General features: G+C 47.6%; 15 protein-coding genes. 12 read left to right on the top strand and 3 right to left on the bottom strand.

Annotated elements, in window-relative coordinates; all coding sequences use genetic code 11:
* Positions 1-115: 115 nt before the first annotated feature.
* Positions 116-1,051: a manganese-dependent inorganic pyrophosphatase gene (locus NLX82_RS22880; protein WP_269321404.1), complete on the top strand. Its 936-nt coding sequence runs from the start codon at positions 116-118 to the stop codon at positions 1,049-1,051.
* 60 nt (positions 1,052-1,111) lie between these two features.
* On the opposite strand, the gene NLX82_RS22875 is transcribed toward NLX82_RS22880, so the two are convergent.
* The 3 genes from NLX82_RS22875 to NLX82_RS22865 form a co-directional block, all read right to left on the bottom strand.
* The gene (locus tag NLX82_RS22875; protein WP_023986643.1) at positions 1,112-2,035 is read right to left on the bottom strand and encodes an alpha/beta hydrolase; all 924 of its coding nucleotides are present in this window, start codon (positions 2,033-2,035) and stop codon (positions 1,112-1,114) included.
* Complete coding sequence (locus NLX82_RS22870; protein WP_023986644.1) at positions 2,020-2,562, bottom strand: MarR family winged helix-turn-helix transcriptional regulator; 543 nt, start codon at positions 2,560-2,562, stop codon at positions 2,020-2,022. Before NLX82_RS22870 ends, NLX82_RS22875 begins: the two co-directional genes overlap by 16 nt.
* A 111-nt stretch (positions 2,563-2,673) precedes the next feature.
* The gene (locus NLX82_RS22865; protein WP_053324456.1) at positions 2,674-3,636 is read right to left on the bottom strand and encodes an ATP-dependent DNA ligase; all 963 of its coding nucleotides are present in this window, start codon (positions 3,634-3,636) and stop codon (positions 2,674-2,676) included.
* 314 nt (positions 3,637-3,950) lie between these two features.
* Between NLX82_RS22865 and NLX82_RS22860 the strand changes: the two genes are divergently transcribed.
* The 11 genes from NLX82_RS22860 to NLX82_RS22810 all read left to right on the top strand — a co-directional run bounded on the left by NLX82_RS22860 (position 3,951) and on the right by NLX82_RS22810 (position 16,161).
* Positions 3,951-4,226, top strand: a complete 276-nt coding sequence (locus NLX82_RS22860) for a GNAT family N-acetyltransferase (RefSeq protein ID WP_013308402.1) — start codon at positions 3,951-3,953, stop codon at positions 4,224-4,226.
* A gap of 294 nt (positions 4,227-4,520) precedes the next feature.
* Positions 4,521-5,084: a DUF420 domain-containing protein gene (locus NLX82_RS22855; RefSeq protein ID WP_023986646.1), complete on the top strand. Its 564-nt coding sequence runs from the start codon at positions 4,521-4,523 to the stop codon at positions 5,082-5,084.
* 183 nt (positions 5,085-5,267) lie between these two features.
* Positions 5,268-6,542, top strand: coding sequence for an ABC transporter substrate-binding protein (locus NLX82_RS22850; protein ID WP_254349113.1), 1,275 nt, complete (start codon positions 5,268-5,270; stop codon positions 6,540-6,542).
* A 63-nt stretch (positions 6,543-6,605) separates the two neighbouring features.
* Entirely contained in the window at positions 6,606-7,487 is an 882-nt protein-coding gene (locus NLX82_RS22845; RefSeq protein ID WP_013308405.1) for a carbohydrate ABC transporter permease, read from the top strand.
* Entirely contained in the window at positions 7,487-8,377 is an 891-nt protein-coding gene (locus tag NLX82_RS22840) for a carbohydrate ABC transporter permease (protein ID WP_023986649.1), read from the top strand. Before NLX82_RS22845 ends, NLX82_RS22840 begins: the two co-directional genes overlap by 1 nt.
* 50 nt (positions 8,378-8,427) lie before the next feature.
* Positions 8,428-10,254 (top strand): protein O-GlcNAcase, encoded by a 1,827-nt coding sequence (locus NLX82_RS22835; protein ID WP_254349112.1) that lies wholly within the window; start codon positions 8,428-8,430, stop codon positions 10,252-10,254.
* 99 nt (positions 10,255-10,353) lie between these two features.
* Positions 10,354-11,892 carry a DUF4127 family protein gene (locus tag NLX82_RS22830; RefSeq protein ID WP_254349111.1) on the top strand — a complete coding sequence of 513 codons (1,539 nt, stop codon included), beginning with the start codon at positions 10,354-10,356 and terminating at the stop codon, positions 11,890-11,892.
* Between the two features lie 5 nt (positions 11,893-11,897).
* On the top strand, positions 11,898-12,617 hold the full coding sequence (locus NLX82_RS22825) for an N-acetylmannosamine-6-phosphate 2-epimerase (RefSeq protein WP_076265095.1): 720 nt from the start codon (positions 11,898-11,900) through the stop codon (positions 12,615-12,617).
* On the top strand, positions 12,595-13,434 hold the full coding sequence (locus tag NLX82_RS22820; protein ID WP_053324461.1) for a MurR/RpiR family transcriptional regulator: 840 nt from the start codon (positions 12,595-12,597) through the stop codon (positions 13,432-13,434). The genes NLX82_RS22825 and NLX82_RS22820 overlap by 23 nt, the downstream gene beginning before the upstream one ends.
* Positions 13,435-13,562: 128 nt before the next feature.
* On the top strand, positions 13,563-14,525 hold the full coding sequence (locus tag NLX82_RS22815; RefSeq protein ID WP_254349110.1) for an ROK family protein: 963 nt from the start codon (positions 13,563-13,565) through the stop codon (positions 14,523-14,525).
* A 25-nt stretch (positions 14,526-14,550) separates the two neighbouring features.
* The gene (locus NLX82_RS22810) at positions 14,551-16,161 is read left to right on the top strand and encodes an FAD-dependent oxidoreductase (RefSeq protein WP_254349109.1); all 1,611 of its coding nucleotides are present in this window, start codon (positions 14,551-14,553) and stop codon (positions 16,159-16,161) included.
* Positions 16,162-16,500: the final 339 nt, after the last annotated feature.

The following is a 16,500-nucleotide window of genomic DNA, read 5'->3' as shown; positions in this document are numbered from 1 at the left end:
ATTTTTGAAAACAATCGAAGGGGAATGGGAGAATGCGAGATTTAATGATATAATCTGCATTGGAATTGTTGAGGTTTCACAATCATGTAAAATGCCTAAGGCAAAGGAGTCGATTATGTTGGCAAAAACATTGATTTTTGGGCATAAAAATCCGGATACGGATACCATTTGCTCAGCTATTGCTTATGCAGACTTAAAAACCAAACTGGGTGCGGACGTAGAGCCGGTTCGTCTGGGCGAGGTGAACGGGGAAACGCAGTATGCACTGGATTATTTCAAAGTGAGCGCGCCACGTCTAGTTGAGCAGGTTGCTGCTGAAACGGACAACGTCATTCTGGTCGATCATAATGAGCGCCAGCAAAGCGCCGCTGATATTGACAAAGTACGTGTAACTGAAGTCATCGACCATCACCGGATCGCTAACTTTGAAACAAGCCAGCCGTTATACTTCCGCGCTGAGCCAGTGGGTTGCACAGCCACCATTTTGAACAAGCTCTACAAGGAAAATGGTGTAGCGATTCCGAAAGAAATCGCAGGTCTAATGTTGTCCGCGATTATTTCCGATTCCCTGTTGTTCAAATCCCCAACCTGCACGGATCAAGACGTAGCTGCTGCTCGTGAACTGGCTGAAATTGCTGGTGTGGATGCAGATCGTTACGGATTTGACTTGCTTAAAGCGGGGGCTGATTTGAGTGGTCACACCATTGAACAGTTAGTGAGTCTGGATGCCAAAGAATTTCAGATGAATGGTCGCAAAGTGGAAATTGCTCAAGTGAACGCGGTAGACGTCAACGATGTGCTATCGCGTCAAGCTGACCTAGAAGTTGCATTATCCCAAACCATTGAGGCCAAAAATCTCGATCTGTTCCTGTTCGTTGTAACAGACATTGTGAACAGTGATTCCATTGGTATTGCCCTGGGAAGCCAAGCACAAGCGGTTGAGAAAGCCTATAATGTACAGTTGGATGACAACAAGGCTGTTCTAAAAGGCGTTGTATCGCGAAAATCGCAAATTGTGCCTGTATTGACTGACGCTTTTAACAGTTTGTAAGGATAAATAATAAGCCTCCTGAACCCCTGCATAATGGCAGTGGAAGCAGGAGGCTTATTTTTATTTCTTCAGTTCTGCCAGGACGTCTCCGATGCGGAATTCAAATGCCAATTTCAACTGATCGCTCATCAGGTGCCAGGCGTTTTCAGCTACAGCGAGATCGCCGCTATGGGTAAATGCATGTGCGGCACCCATGTATTTTTTATACGTCACGGACACATCTGCTTCAATCAGCCGTTTGGCGTACAACTCGGCTTCGTCAGCCAAGGAGTCCAACTCCGCGGTTATGATCAGAGCAGGAGGGAGATTATGTAGTGATTCTGCAAAAATGGGGGAAACTAACGGATTCCGCGCCTCCTCTGGTGAGTGCAGGTAGCTTTCATTAAAGATCTTTGCTACTCGTGGCGGAATGGCTTTCTCGAATTGGGGCTTCAATTTGGGATCTGTAGCAATATCTAATGGTGGGTAATCCAGTACCTGATATATAATCGGAAATTCCTTGCGATCCCGGGCCATAAGACACAGCGCTGCCGCTAGATTACCACCTGCACTGTGTCCCCCGACCGCAATGCGTTGAGGATCTACGTTGAGCACATCAGGATGCTCGTACAACCATTGGGTTACATCATAGCTTTCCTGTAGCGGGATAGGGAATTTATACTCCGGGGCCAAGCGATAATCGACATTAACGACAACGCAATTCGCACGTTCAGTAATGACCGGACACCAGGGATCATCCATTTCGGCGCTGCCCATTACAAAGCCGCTGCCATGGAAATTTACAAATACAGGGAGTGGATCAGCAGACCGGTGAGAAGGTTCATATACAATCACCCTGGAGTCACCAACAGAGGTGGGAATGATCCTTTCTTTCCGATGTACTTTGGGAGAATGCGAAGGTTTGAAATCGGACGCAGCTACCATTCTGCCAGCCGATATGCGGGCAAGTTTGACGAACAGTTTTTGTCTCAGTCTTCGCACCATTTTTCTCTCTCCTCTCTGGAGTCGGTTAGACGCGAACCTTTGACATCTTCAAACGCAGAACGTACGCGTGACAAATAGGTTTGGAACTGACAGATTTCCGACTCACTAAAGTCTGACATCAGACGTGAAGCCAGCCCTACGAAAAAGGGGTCCATCTGTTGAATTTTACTTCTTCCTTTATCGTTCAGGGACACGAACACTCCCCGCTTGTCATTGGGATCGTCATATTTATTAATGAATCCCTCTTGTTCGAGAGAAATAACCATAGAACTGATTGCTGCCCGGCTTACCCCCATCTTTTCAGCCAAAGCAGAAGGAGATGACATTTCATCTCTTTGCGCTGAAAGTACACAAAGCGCGATATATTGCCCGTAGGACAGACCAAATTCACGCGAACGTTTTTCCATGTTTTTACGTATTTCATACGTTATGGAAAATAAATCTACCAAAACACCAATCGGTTTATTGCCACCTGGAAAGAGATTATAGGCCAGTTGACGAATTTCGGAGTCCAAAAAAAAGAACATGCGATCCACCTCGATGTAGTTAATTAGTTAACTGTAATTTAATTAACCACTGGTTGCAATGATTTATACAAACTTTGTTCCGCATTTTTTTGAAAATATATCTGTAAAACGTCACATCCAGGGGCCGATACACTGATCGGGGCCCTGATTCACAAAGGCTTGTATGGAGGGCTGACGCAGGGTACGTCCTTCTTGCCACCGCCATTCACTATATTGAACCTTGGCGGTATACATGGGTTTCACCCAAAATGCGTCTTGATGCCGATCCGGTTTATTGCTAAAAGGTCGCTCCGATATGGTATGTGGTAGCAGGCGCTCGGTAAGCTGACGCCAATCTTCCCGAGTCAGCTTACCCGTCCCCACATGCCCGATATAGCGCAGCATTCCTTGTTTATCATATTGGCCCAGCAACACAGCATTGATAATGCCTCCGTTTAGGGTATAGCCACCGATAACGGCAATGATATCGCCATAATTTTTGACCTTGAGCCATCGTCCGTCCTTTCCGCCCAATGTGTACGGACTATCTAGCTTTTTACACACAATGCCTTCCATTCCTTGGCTGCACATGACCTGAAATAGAGCTTGTCCATCAGGATGAGCGGGAGCCAGTTGAATCCGTTCATTCGGTATGATGATCTGATGCAGCAGTTCAAGCCTTTCCTGTAACGGTTTAAGATGAACCCACTCCCCGTTCAGATAAACAATATCAAACAACATGTAAGTAGCGGGTACAGCTTCATAGGCTGACTGAACTCGATCCGTCCGACGAATCAGATCCCGTCGCATAATTTCATGGAACGATGGCTTACCGTCGGCACCGAGTGCGATCATTTCCCCGTCCAATATGACCGAATCAGCCTTACAGTAGGAGGGGAAGAAAGCAAGCTCCGGGTATAAAAGCGTTCGTTCATGCTGCTTGCGGTTAAACAGGCGTGTGCTGCCCTGGTCGTGATACGTCAAAATTCTCGTACCGTCCCATTTTATTTCATAACGCCAAAGGCCCGTATCTACAGGTACTTTTTCGCTCAGTTCTGGCTCAAACGGGATGACAGGTTTTAATTCCGTACGCAACGCAGCACCTCCCTTGCCTTAATTGGAATAAATATAGTGTCGACGATAGATCCTATTTTATGTGTCAGGATTTTGAAAAATTCGATTCCAGTCGCTCCGAAGGCAAGATATAGACGAACTAAACCATTTCGATCTATATCTTGTTCATTGGAAGTCGCTTATGGGATTTTTGCAAAATCCTCGTATGTGATGTTTCGCTGATTCTTAAATAGGGGAATGATAAGGATATCTAGCGTCGGCATGAAGTGATTGCAGTAATACGTTAGCATGGAGTTGTAACGGGATTTTCTTCAGTCAGAAAGGAGATTGGTTTCATGAGACAAATTCGCGAGGAGGACCATGCAGTAGTCATGGTGGATGATGGACAGGTAGTTGCAGAAGTAGGCTATAAATCCATAGATGACCACTCATTGGTCATTGACCATACATTTGTATCCGAGCAGTTACGGGGTCAAAAAATCGGCAAGGAGCTCATCGACCGAGTGGTTGATATGGCAAGGAATCAGCATAAAAAGGTTATCCCTGCTTGCTCGTACGCGCTTGCTCTGTTCAAGCGCCATCAGGAATACAGTGACGTATGGCAGCAATGAATATGGATCATCAAGGCTGCTTAATTGCATAACCGACACAACACCGGAGCGGGTAATCAGACCTTCCCGGTGTTTTTTATGTGTGCATAAAGCTTGTAAAATCAATGCATTCTACCGTTGATATAGGGAAGTAAAGGGCTATTTTCAAATGTTGAAGCATATTTTCTGACAGATGGCTGTGAAATTGTTCATACTGTTGTCACTTCACAGGCTGTCCATGAGTTCTATATAATATATTATGGTTATGACTACAACAGTAACGAAAACCTGAATTTAACGAAGGAGACGCTCATGATGAATAAAGCGAGTGAGGACAAGCAGTACGTTCCAACGAGCAATCGTAATTTTACAGCCTTGATTATCACCGTTTCCATTATAGCCAACGTGATTATTTTGCTGCTGTTCTTTTCGCCGATCGGATACCAGGGTAGTGTGAGTTTTGATCTCACTATTTTCCCAAGGCTGAATGCGATTTTTAACAGCTTCACGTTTATTTTTCTGGTGGCTGCACTGGTTGCTATTTTCAAAAAGAACATTAAGCTTCATAAAACCTTTGTTTTGCTGGCCTTCGCCAGTACCGTTTTATTTTTATTTTCCTACCTGACCTTTCACTACATTTCGCCGGAAACTGCAAAATATGGTGGGGTGGGTATCCTTCGGCCGATCTACTTTACGCTGTTGATTTCGCATAGCATACTGGCTGCGATTATTGTACCGCTAGCACTGTTCACAGTTGTATGGGGATGGACGATGCAGGTAGCAAAACATCGTAAGATTGCGCGCTGGACGATGCCAATTTGGCTATATGTGAGCTTGACTGGGGTACTGGTGTACGTTTTCATGGCCCCATACTATTAATAGATGTGAACCCTTTGCGGGTTGATTTAGGAAAATGGCGTCTCTGCTGAAGAGGCGTCTTTTTTGTATCCAATAAAAGAAAAATTATTCCTTCTAAATTTATTTTATTGAAAAAACGTTCCTTCTTTAGCGGTATTTCTGCTATAATTTGCCTTAATCAACTAAGAACAAGGGGGTCACCATGTGACAAAGAAAGCGAAAGGCAGGTTACGGTTGCTTGTATCTATGCTGGCGCTGGTTGTACTGCTGAGCAGCTGCGGTGGTGGAGGATCAAAGTCGGAAAAGGTTGACGGAGGGAAAGTAACACTGCAATTTTGGACCATTGCACTACAACCTACATTTACCCCGTATTTCAATCGGGTGATTGCCGATTATGAGCAGAAGAACCCCAATGTCAAAATTGACTGGAAGGATTACCCTTATGATGCGGTAACCAACAAGCTGTTGACAAGTATCGCTAGTAACAGCAGTCCGGATGTAGTCAATCTCAATACAGAATTTGCTAGCCAAATGGGCTCCAAGGGTGCTGTTGTTGATATGAATGAGCATTTGTCGCCCGAGGAAAAAGCTGCTTATTTCGAGGGTATTTATAATTCCACAGTCATTAACGGTAAAGCTTATGCGCTACCCTGGTATACCGGTACAGAAGTGCTTTACATGAATACAAAGCTGGTCAAAGCCGCCGGATTGGACCCTGCTCATCCGCCCAAAACCCGGGAGGAATTGTCTGAGTGGGGCCGTCAGATCAATAGAAAAATTGGCAAAGCAGGCTATGCGCAGCAGCTTGTATCCAAACTTTTCGCTGTGGACGGCATTCCCATTCTAAATAAAGAAAAGACAGCAGCGGCGTTCAATACACCAGAAGCAGTCACCATGATTAATAATCTAAAAAAACAGATGGAAGATGGCGTTGTGCTCAAGGAAGACGCTGACTTCTCACAACAAGTGAAATATTATGCCGGCGAGCAGGTTGCCTTCGAGCTGGCAGGCCCAACGTTCATCAATTTTATCAAAACGGCAGCGCCGGATGTTTATAAGAACACAATTGCTGTTCCTGTCCCAACCGGTAAAGCTGATGTGCGGCTCTCCAACTCCATGGACCTGGTCGTACCTGCTAAGTCTGCACATGTGGACGAAGCAGTGAAATTTGCTGTTTTCTTGACAAACGCAGAGAGTCAAACAGCTTTTTCTAAAGCGGCGAATACACTACCTTCCACGAAAGACTCCATTAAAGATCCATATTTTACTCAGTCTGACAAATCATTAGAAGCACAAGCCAAGGTAGTATCCGCGCAAAGCTTGGATAAGGCGACAGATTATATGGTCGGTGTGCCTAATGCCAAAGATGTGAACAGTGCCATCGCGCGAGCTTTGCAAAATATTGTATTGAACGGCACGGATACGAAGCAGACGCTTACTGCCCTGGAGCAGGAAGTGAACGATATTTTAAAGCAATAGGCTTGACAGGGGAGTAAATGAATACTCCCCTGTTCATTTATCAAAATCAGGTGGTGATGCAGCATGATCAAATGGTTAAGGTCGGAGTCCTTTACGGCCTGGGCCTTTATGACGCCAGGACTGTTATTGCTTGCCGTCTTTGTATTTTGGCCTATTATTTACAGCATCCCGCTGGCATTGACAGACTACTCTGTCATATCAGATACCCATTTTGTCGGCTTGGATAATTTTGAAGCGGCGTTTAAGGACCGTAACTTTCTTATTTCAATTTGGAACTCATTGTTGTACGTGCTCATTGTCCCCTTTCTCCAAATTTTCTCCATCCTGATGGCCGTGCTTGTGAACAGCCGTATCCCGGGAATTAAAATATTTCGTACGTCCTACTACATCCCTGTTGTGACTTCGATGGTAGCTGTAGCCTTAATTTGGAGCTGGCTATTGGGCAATAACAGCGTAGTGAACTACTTGCTCATGCAGGTCGGCTTGATTAGCAAAGACATACACTGGTTATCGGACAGCAACTTGGCCTTGTATGTACTGATGTTCATCACAATGTGGAAGGGACTCGGGTATTATATGATGCTCTATCTGGCTGGATTACAAAATATTCCTCAAGATCTGTACGAAGCCGCTAGAGTCGACGGAGCAAGCCGATGGCGTCTGATTGTTCATATTACTCTTCCACTGCTAAGACCTTACGTTCTGTTCTGTACCCTTATATCACTCATGTCAGCTATTCGTGTATTTGATGAAGTATACGTACTAACCAAGGGTGGACCGGGAACGGCCACGTTGACATCCAGCTTGTATATTTTTCAAAAGGGCATGGAGCAGTTCAATTTTGGATATGCTTCTGCGCTTGGCTTAATTGTCGGTGCAATGATTGCCGTACTTAGTATTATCGTATTCCGATTCAATAGGAAAGGCGGTGTCAATCCCTATTGATGAATCTAAAGGATGACAAAATGCTACGCTCATCTCTTCCTAAAAAGGAAAGCAGCCGCATCATGCGCAGTCTTGCTCGAATGCTGAGAATGACGGTCATCTACGTGCTTCTAGTGCTACTCGCCCTCTTTTTAATGGGACCGTTCCTATGGCTGCTCAGCGTATCCCTCATGCCAGGTCGTAACATTTTTTCAACGCCGCCCGCTATTTTTCCGACCTTTATCGATTTCGACAACTATGTTCAGGTGTGGCAGTTCATGAATTTTCCAAAGTATATGCTGAATACGGTCATCATTACGGTGTTGGGCGTTGTGCTCAATGTGGTACTCGCCAGTCTGACGGGATATCCCTTGGCTGTATTTCGTTTTAAGGGTAAAAATCTGGTGTTTACGCTGCTGATTGCCACGATGATTATTCCTTCCTACACCGCATTTATTGTGCATTATCTGACCATTCAAGGGCTCCATCTGGGCAATACATATTTGGGTGTGGTGTTGCCCGGGGCAGTCTCCGTGTTCAACATTTTTCTAATGCGACAGACGTTTATTCATATTCCCACCGATGTGCGTGATTCCGGTAAAATGGACGGCGCTTCGGAGTTTCGAATTTGGTGGCAGCTGGTGCTTCCGCTGGTCAAGCCGGCGCTCGCTGTAATTTCTCTGTTGGAGGCGATGTCGTTCTGGAACAGCTTTCTGTGGCCTATCGTTATTTTAAACGATACGGAGCTATATCCGCTGGCAGCTGCGCTCACGTATCTCAACGGTCAATTTGCCTATAACTTCGGTTGGATTGCTGCAGGCACAATGATTTCGGTACTGCCGATCATTATATTGTTCCTGTTTACACAGCGCTACTATATGGAAGGTTTGGCGGGAGCGGTAAAAGGATAAGCCAGTAGTCATGGCTACGAAGAGCCTGTGAATGGAAGGAGATGATTGCGATGAAATTGTCCAAAGGAATGGGGCCTCATTCGGGTGTAGGGTTATCACCGCAGGAGATACAATATTATTTTCGTGATGTGTATGACAGCGGGGAAAGGCTGGTTATCTCCGAACCGCGTCTGATCTGTGAACTGTCCTCTCGCTTTGCAATGAATCAGGAGTATGAAGGTGTGCTGGACCCCGAGGGACCGATCAAGCTTATTGTGCCTCCAGGACCGGGTGTACCGACTGAAACACGGGGAAGCGTGCAGTTGGTGCTCGAATATGACGGAACGCTTGCTGCAGACGGATATCGGTTGGACATTCAGAAGGACGGGCGGATTGAAATCCATGCTTCCAATAAAAGAGGGCTCAAATACGGCATGGATGCCCTGCATCTCCTGCTTCAAGTGGAACAGGAGCGATGTACTCTGCCGGTGATGTCTATTCGGGATGAGCCTTCATTCCCGGTCAGAGGAATTATTGAGGGCTTCTATGGGAAACCGTGGAGTTTCGTGGATCGGATGGATGCTGTCCGTTTTATGGCTGCGCATCGGATGAACACGTTCATGTATGCCCCCAAGGATGATCCATATCATCGTGAGCTATGGAGAGAGTCGTACCCTGAGGATACGTTTGACCAGATCCGCGAATTAAAGGAAGCCTGCGAACGGCATGAGATTGATTTTCATTACTGTATCAGTCCAGGGAACGACCTAAGCTTTGGCAGCGATGAAGATTTCCTTAAATTGACGGAAAAGCTAGCGGACGTGATTGCGATTGGCGTACGTCATTTTTCTGTATTAATGGATGATATTGATTATGTACTCAAAGGGGAAAATCGACATTTGCTGGGCCGCTCGGGTCACGCTCATGTCTTTTTGACGAACAAGGTTCACACATGGCTGGCTGAACGGCTGCCTGAGTTTACACTGACAGTCTGTCCTTCGGAATATTGGTCGTATTGGGATACCGAATACAAAAAGGACTTCCGCGAGCGGCTGCATCCGGAGATTAAGGTGTTCTGGACGGGGTACTTTGTTTTTGCCCCACAGATTAGTCGCGAGCACGCCGCCGATAATCATGCGTTCTTCGGACATGAGCTGTGGCTGTGGGATAACATCCCGGTGAATGATTGTGACCATGATCGGTTATTCCTTGATCCGCTGCGCGGACGGTATTCCGGGCTACCAGACTGTGGACATACCGGTATGGTGGCCAACCCGATGAATCAGTGGGAATGCTCCAAAGTGACGCTCATTACGATGTCCCACTATATGTGGAACAGTGAACGGTATATGCCTGAGCTATCTTGGCAATGGGCTGCGCGGGAGTTAGCGGGAGAGCGTGCGGATGAACTGATGTTTTTCTGTCGTCAAAACAGGAACAGCCGACTGGGCGGCAGCGCGTATGAGGACGTGGATCTTGCTTTGCAAATGCGCGATATCCCTGCGCTGGATATGTACTTTGAGCGGCTGCTTCAGACCGTGAGCGTCCTACGGAACGTGCCTGCTGATGATCCGGCGGCAGGGTTCGTGTCCCAGGCCGCACCGTGGCTGGAACGTGCCGAGCTGGACGCGGGCCTATGGCAGGTGTTGCGTCAAGCCGCGCTCAGCAGCGAGCGACAGGACGATGCACAGTCCGGGGAGAGCAGCACGCCGAGCGAAGTAGTTGACGGGCAAGATCCGTCGCCTCAGACGGACGAAATCGCAGGAGAACTGCGACGCGGTATCACTGCTTGCTTAGAAGCGGAGGCTCGGCTGGGTAGCAATCCGGCGATCCGTGCTGCCGCGCAGTGGGGTTATGTCGATCAGGACGAACAAGGCAAATATCGACTGATCTTGTGAGTGTTGCGATGGATTATGAAACCAAGGCAGCATAGCTGCCCTGAAAATAATCATTTGCCGTTAGGATAACGGTAATTTTCAGGAGAGGTGGAACGTACGGTGAAGTCAAGCACCCGATTACTTTTTATACCGCTGGATGAGCGGCCCTGTAATTATCAATTTCCTTATTTACTGGCACAGGGTACAGACTTGGAAATGGAGCTACCCCCATTAGAATGGATGGGACAAAAGAAAACCCCTGGCGATACGACCAGACTATGGGCATGGCTTGAAGAACGCGCGGCTACTGCTGATGGAGCTATTGTTGCGATGGATACGTTGCTGTACGGAGGAATCGTACCTTCTCGACTACACGGTATGTCGAGCGAGCAGGTCAGAGATAGAGTGAATCGGCTTCGCAGGCTAAAGCAACTATATCCGCAACTGACTCTGTATGCATTTCAACTAATTATGCGTTGTCCGCAATACTCTTTGGCTGATGAAGAACCGGATTACTATGCCGATTGGGGTCGTGAGATATTCCGAAAGGGCTTCATTGAGCATCGTCAGGAGCTGGGGATCGCTACCGCAGAAGAGTTGCTCGAATTAGCTGATATAAACGAGCGTTTGCCAATGGAAATACTGGATGATTACCTGGGGCGTCGCCATGTGAATTTGGAGGCTAATGAAGTTGCACTGGATCTCGTAGCAGAAGGTATCATTGATTTTATGATCATCCCACAGGATGATTCGGCTCCCTACGGCTATACCGCCAAGGATCAGCAGCGGCTAAGAAGTCGTATTTCTGAGCTTGGCCTGGATTTGAATGTATACATGTACCCGGGGGCAGATGAAGTGGGTTGTACGTTGCTGGCTCGTTGGGTTAACAAGATGAATAATGTAGTCCCACTGGTGTATCCCCGATTGTCTGCTTTGCAGGGGGCATTCGTAGTTCCGCTTTTTGAAGATCGCTATTTTTACGAAACCTTAAAATATCAGATTATGGCGGCAGGTGGGCTGATAGCTTCCTCAGCAACAGAGGCTGATTTGATTTTGTTGGCTAACACACCCGGTGACACGATGGCAGAGGCTTCATCCCAGCAGCGTGCAATGACCGGATATGATGTACATCGGAATGTAGTAGAGCTGGTTGAGTACGGTTCTTATATGCTGCAATATGCAGGTCAAAATGTTGCAGTTGCTGATGTGGGCTACGCCAACGGCGCAGATCTCAAGCTACTTAGACTATTAAAGCAAAAAGGACTGCTTTTTAAGCTGGCAGGTTATGCAGGCTGGAATACCAGTTCTAACACGCTGGGCACCGTCATTGCTCAGTCCATGCTGTATACCCACTATGGCTCTACGGAGGAACATTTGGATTTTCTGTCGCTGCGCTACGCGGAGGATGCCTGTTATTGCGCTGTGGTACGTACGGCTATGAATAACGGGATTGTGGAGCAGATGGGTTTTACCAAGTTTATGCTCGATGGACCGAGAGGCTCGGTAGCTGCGGTTATTCGCGGACGGCTGGAGCAGGCACTCAATGAATATGTGAACGGGCCGGAAGGCCGCGTGGAAATTATAGATTGCTACATGCCGTGGAACCGCACCTTTGAAGTCGGATTAACCGTACGGCATCATGCCGAGAAGAGAGGGTGATTCCTATGGGAATGGAAGGTGTATTATCCAAAGTTCAGCACGGACTGATCGTATCCTGTCAGGCGCTACCAGGAGAACCGTTACATGGAGCAGATTCTATGGTCAAAATGGCGCATGCCGCACAGCAAGGTGGAGCTGTAGCGATTCGCGCCAATGGCGCATCGGATGTACGTGCGATTAAACAGGCGATTTCTCTACCAGTGATTGGCTTGATTAAGCGGGATTATGATGATTCTGATATTTACATTACGCCCACCCTTCGTGAAATGGAGGAACTGGTGGAGGCAGGGGCGGATATCATTGCGCTGGATGCCACATTACGACCGCGCCCAGCGGGATGTAAGCTGAAGAGGCTCCTAGATTATGCCCATGAGCAGGGAGTCACTTCCATGGCAGACATATCGACACTGGAGGAGGCGCTTCATGCGGCCTCCCTTGGCGCAGACTGCGTATCCACCACGTTATCCGGGTATACGCCGTACTCTACTCAGATTGAGGGTCCTGATCTGGAGCTGGTTCGGAGAGCGTCGGAACTGGTTCCTGTTCCTTTAATTGCAGAGGGCAAAATCTATGATCCAGCGCAGGTTGAGGAAGCATTCCGAATGGGAGCACATGCAGTGGTTGTAGGCTCGGCGATTACCAGACCCCAATTGATTACGCAGCGGTTTGCCGATGCCGCAAGGAAGGCAGTGAAATGCATCTATGGAGATGAACGACCGAATTAACACGTATTATCCTTCATTAACGAAATCGGAGCAGAAAGTCGCCTTATGCGTACTGGAGCATCCCGCAGATATCATATATTTCTCCGTGACGGAGCTGGCGGATTTTGCAGGTACAGGCGAAACGACGGTGATGCGCTTTTGTCGGAAAATTGGTTTCAAAGGTTATCAGGATTTCCGACTGTCCCTGGCACAAAACCAGACTTATCGTAAAACCGATATGGGCGAGGAGAACATCGACCCAGATGACGAACAAGATATTACGCGTACGGTGTATCACAACATGCTCGATATTTTGCACTCCAGTATGGGACTGCTGGACCATTCAGAGCTTGGTCGTGCGATTGCGTGTCTCGATCAAGCGGGCTATGTTCAATTTTTCGGCGTAGGCGCTTCGGGAATTTCCGCGCAGGATGCTAAAAATCGTTTCTTACGGATTGGGCGCCGCGCCGAGGCTGTGGCAGACGGACATATTCAGTCGATGATGGCGGTATCCATGAACCCGGGTGATGTCGCTATCGGCATCAGTGTATCAGGAAGTACGCTGGATACGAACGATATGCTGCACAAAGCCAAGCAAAACGGTGCAACTGTTATCGCAATTACGAATTATGCGAAATCACCCATTACCTCCATTGCTGATATCGTATTGCTGACCGCAGGCAAGGAAGCGCCGATAGAAGGTGGTTCAATCGGCGCTAAAATTTCACAGCTATTCGTGATTGACCTCATCTGCGAAGGGCTTGCTCGCAAGCACACGAGTCACACCAAACAGATGAAGGAAAAAACAGCGAGGGCCGTTATTGAACGAAGCTATTGAGATTTTTCAGTTGTGAATTGAAAACTGTGCGCTCTGACAGTTCAATGACTTGTGTTTGTGGTGCATATGAATGGCTATTCATGTATTGCTACTAATAGAAGGTTTGTACAAAGAGCTAGTAAGCTTTTATGTGGGGCAACAAGGAGGTTGGTGTGGTGGCAGCTGCTGTGAACAGAGTCATTGGAATCGACATTGGGGGCACATCGGTGAAGGCCGCCATAGTGGCACCGGACGGATCGGTGCTTGATGAAATCCGGCTGGATACGGACGCTTCCCGTGGACGTGAATGGGTGTTGTCGCGGGTGTCAGAATCTGTGCTCGGATTGTTGCGTTCTTTTGGAGATACCAGCATCGGTGCCCATATAGATGTAGGCGCTCTAGGCATTGCTACTGCTGGCCGAGTAAATGTGGAGAGCGGCGAAGTTGTGTATGCCACAGATAACCTACCTGGCTGGCAAGGTACATCCTTGGTAACGTGGGCTAGAGAAAAACTGGCTTTACGAGCGGTTGCTGATAATGATGCGAACGCCGCTTTACTTGGAGAAGCGTGGCAGGGAGCGGGGAAGGGCAAGCGACGCTTGGTGATGCTCACGTTGGGAACAGGTGTCGGAGGTGCATATATGGAAAATGGCCACTTGTGCAGAGGGACTCATTGGAGTGGCGGTGATTGGGGGCACAGTATTCTATTCCCGGGGGGACACCCCTGCAATTGTGGAAAAAAAGGGTGCGCCGAGCAATATGTATCGGGGAGCGCCTTGTTACGTCGAGGTAGGGAACACGTCGGTAAATTGTACCGCTCAGGGAACGAGATTGTGAAAGAGGCCGCTCACGGTAACCAGGAAGCAATCCAGGTGCTGGATGATTACACCGCAGATTTAGCTGTGCTTCTATCTAATATCTCGGTGCCTCTTGATCCTGAGGCGATCATTGTAGGCGGAGGAGTAGCGGACGCGGGAGAGGTCTGGTGGCCCATGCTGGAAAAGCATCTGCACCAACTTGGAGTTCAAACGGAAGTAAGTCGGGCATTGTTGGGCAATCGCGCTGGAATCATCGGCGCTGCACGGCTTGCATTCGAAATGACCGGGTCCTAGTACAAGAATGAAAGGGGAACGAACCATGACGCAAAAACGGCTTGATACCGACATTGTTGTGATTGGCGGGGGTCTGGGGGGGACATCGGCAGCTCTCGCGGCGGCGAAGGCTGGCATGAGAGTCATCGTGACAGAGGAGACGGACTGGTTAGGGGGGCAGTTAACTTCACAGGCGGTTCCCCCAGATGAGCATCGATGGATCGAACAATTTGGATGCACAGCAACATACCGTGAGTTCCGTAATCGTGTGCGTGACTATTACCGTCAGAACTATCCGTTAACCGAAGAAGCACGGAATAATCCCATTCTCAACCCTGGGAATGGTTGGGTAAGCCGTCTGGCCCATGAACCACGGGTAGCTCTGCGGGTGCTTGAAGATATGCTCGCTCCCTATTTGAATACGGGGCGCGTTCATGTATACTATCACACCGTGCCTATTGCGGTTCAGACGGATGGGGACTGTATTACTTCTGTAACTGTCCGTACCTCGAATAGCTCTGATCATAAGTGTGGATTTAGAGTGCTGCACGGAACGTTTTATCTGGATGCGACAGAGTGTGGTGATCTCCTTCCAATGGCGGGCGTGGAGCATACGAGTGGAGCGGAGTCGCGGGCTGCTACGGGTGAACCTCATGCACTGGAGTGTGCTAACCCTTTTGATATGCAATCTATCACACATGTGGCTGCCGTAGACTATATTCCCCAGGAAAGCTTCATTATAGAGCGCCCGCAACAATATGATTTCTGGAGAAATTATATTCCTTCCTTTTCCCGTTTTCCGATTTTGAGCTGGTTTGCTACTGACGCGGATGATACCAGTAAACTAAAACAGTTCACATTGTTTCCTAACGATCAGGGCATTGTATCCTTATGGGATTATCGTCGTATTGTAGATTCCTCGATATGGAGCGAACCGCTAAATGATGGTGAGGTAACTCTTTTAAACTGGGCGCAAAATGATTATTACCTAGGGCCATTGATCGGTGTCACCGCTCAGGAGCAGGCAAAACATCGAGAAGGAGCGCGTGAGTTGACTCGTTCATTAATATATTGGCTTCAAACCGAAGCGCCCCGATTAGATGGAGGGTTCGGCTATCCGGGAATTCGACCACGGGGTGATATTCTCGGCACATCTGACGGTCTGGCTAAAACGGCTTATATTCGCGAGTCACGCCGAATTCAGGCCAAGTATATGATATCTGAGTTTGATGTAAGTCGTGAGCTTCGGGGGGAAGAGGGGCCAAAGCGATATACAGACAGTGTAGGTGTAGGTAGCTATCATTTGGATCTTCATCCAACTACGGTATCTCAGCGAACATTCTACATCCCTAACTATCCCTATGAAATTCCATTGGGCTCACTTATTCCGGTGAGAGTGCGCAATTTACTTCCTGCCTGCAAAAATATAGGGATGACCCAAATAGCCAATGGCTGCTATCGATTGCATCCTACAGAATGGAATATAGGAGAATCAGCGGGAAGCCTGGCGGCTTACTGTGTCTCCAACGAAGTATATCCCATTGAAGTGAGCCGATCAGCAGAGCATCTTGGATGTTTTCAAAATGTTCTTCTTCGCCAAGGTGTGGAACTGCACTGGCCTGCAGAGGTATTCGAGCCAGAGGGAGTCATCAGCTAATGAAGGGGCAACTAGCCCCTCGACTGATTTAAATGAGCTGAAAGATGAACGGATTTATTCTAAAATAAAAAAACAAAAAAAGTGCTTGCTAAGTTGCTTGGCTTTATGATATATTATTTGAGCTGACAACAAAACAGCAGTTTCAAAAGCGAAAAGCTTGGGTGAAACGATCTTCGAAAAAAAGAAAAAAATAACCCTTGCATTTTTGAAACGAACATGATATGATCTTATAGCTGCTGAAAAACGCGGCGAAAGAGAAATGTTTGATCTTTGAAAACTGAACAACGAGTGAGTAAAACGATTTTGTTCGCAAAATCAAACAAGAGATATTTTTATCTC

The organism is Paenibacillus sp. A3M_27_13, assembly GCF_024213315.1.
Lineage (GTDB): Bacteria > Bacillota > Bacilli > Paenibacillales > Paenibacillaceae > Paenibacillus > Paenibacillus polymyxa_B.
Note: the sequence above shows the minus strand (reverse complement) of the source record. Positions and strands in the feature narration are given on the sequence as shown.